2 protein-coding genes are annotated in these 1,505 nt (G+C 64.7%); one reads left to right on the top strand and one right to left on the bottom strand.

Annotated elements, in window-relative coordinates; genetic code table 11:
* Positions 1-1,081 (top strand): primosomal protein N' (priA, locus tag EN893_RS33600; protein ID WP_128362158.1); only part of this gene is annotated, 1,081 nt, incomplete at its 5' end.
* 24 nt (positions 1,082-1,105) lie between these two features.
* On the opposite strand, the gene EN893_RS33595 is transcribed toward priA, so the two are convergent.
* Positions 1,106-1,372: a type II toxin-antitoxin system Phd/YefM family antitoxin gene (locus tag EN893_RS33595; protein ID WP_236382932.1), complete on the bottom strand. Its 267-nt coding sequence runs from the start codon at positions 1,370-1,372 to the stop codon at positions 1,106-1,108.
* Positions 1,373-1,505 lie beyond the last annotated feature (133 nt).

Here is a 1,505-nt window from a genome sequence, read left to right as displayed (position 1 = left end):
ATACAACAGAGCCGTTCTTTCCGCTCGCTTCGCCGAGGCAGCACTTCCTCATCTGAAGGCGGTCGACATGCGGCGCGCGCCGCCGGCGCGTGGCGGCTTCCTGTCGCCGGTGCTGCTCGACCAGATGCGCCAGACGCTGGAGAGGAAGGAGCAGTCGCTATTGTTCCTCAACCGGCGCGGCTATGCGCCGCTGACGCTGTGCCGGGTCTGCGGCCACCGCTTCGGCTGCCCGGTCTGCTCGGCCTGGCTGGTCGAGCACCGTTTTCGCGGCCAGTTGGTCTGCCATCATTGCGGGCACAATGAGCGCCGCCCCGAAGCCTGCCCGGAATGCGGCACGCTCGATCATCTGGTCGCCTGCGGGCCGGGCGTCGAGCGGATCGCCGAGGAGGTCGTTACGCATTTTCCCGACGCGCGCACCATCGTCTTGTCGTCCGACCTGATGGGCGGCGTGCGGCGGCTGCGGCTGGAGCTGGAGGCGATCGCCGATGGCGAGGCCGACATCGTCATCGGCACGCAGCTCGTCGCCAAGGGCCACAACTTTCCCAACATGACCCTGGTTGGCGTTGTCGATGCCGACCTCGGCCTTGCCAATGGCGATCCGCGCGCCGCCGAGCGGACGTTCCAGCTGCTCAGCCAGGTCACCGGCCGCGCCGGCCGCACCGGCAAGAAGAGCCTTGGCCTGCTGCAGACTTTTCAGCCCGAGCATCCGGTGATGCGGGCAATCGTCTCCGGCGACGCCGAGGCGTTTTACGAACGTGAGATCGCCGAGCGCGAACGGGCCGCACTGCCGCCCTTCGGTCGGCTCGCCGGCGTCATCGTCAGTGCGGTGACGCGGGCGGAAGCCGAGGGCCATGCACGCGGCCTGCGCCGCGCCGCGCCCGAGGCGTCAGATCTGTTCGTGCTGGGTCCAGCCGAGGCGCCGTTGTCCCTGCTCGGCGGCCGCCACCGCTTCCGTCTGCTGATCCAGGGCGAACGGCGCGCCGACATGCAAGGTTTTATTCGCGCGATGCTTGCCAATGGGCCGAAGCAGCGCGGCTCGGTCAGGGTGCAGGTGGATATCGATCCGCAGAGTTTTTTGTAGTTGCCGGGCGCTTGGTAGGTGGATTCAAATAGGTACGTCGGGCGGCTCAAAACTCGGCATCTCGTGACGGCGATTCGTTTCGCTCAAATTCGATGCCGCCGGGATACCGAGTAACCAATCAGCCAAATTTCTCCGACTGTCTTGCGGATAGAGCTTTCGCCCTTCATCGTCCGGGACGATCATGGCAGCCGGCCTGCCGTTTTCTGTGATGATGGTTGGCTCGCCATTTCCCGCGGCCTCCACAATTGCCGAGAGTGTCGCCTTGGCCTGCTGAAGCTGAACGGTTTTCACTGCGACCTCCTTGTGGTCTCATGTGTTTATAGTATCGAGGATCGCCTAGGAAAAGGAACAGCTCGCGCAATGAAAACCCTTGGCCTTCTGGGCGGCATGAGCTGGGAATCGACGGCCATCTACTATCGGCTGC

Source organism: Mesorhizobium sp. M7A.F.Ca.CA.004.04.2.1 (genome assembly GCF_004022825.1).
In the GTDB taxonomy this organism is placed as follows: Bacteria; Pseudomonadota; Alphaproteobacteria; order Rhizobiales; family Rhizobiaceae; genus Mesorhizobium.
The sequence above is the reverse complement of the archived record's forward strand: the minus strand, read 5'-3'. Positions and strand labels throughout refer to the sequence as shown.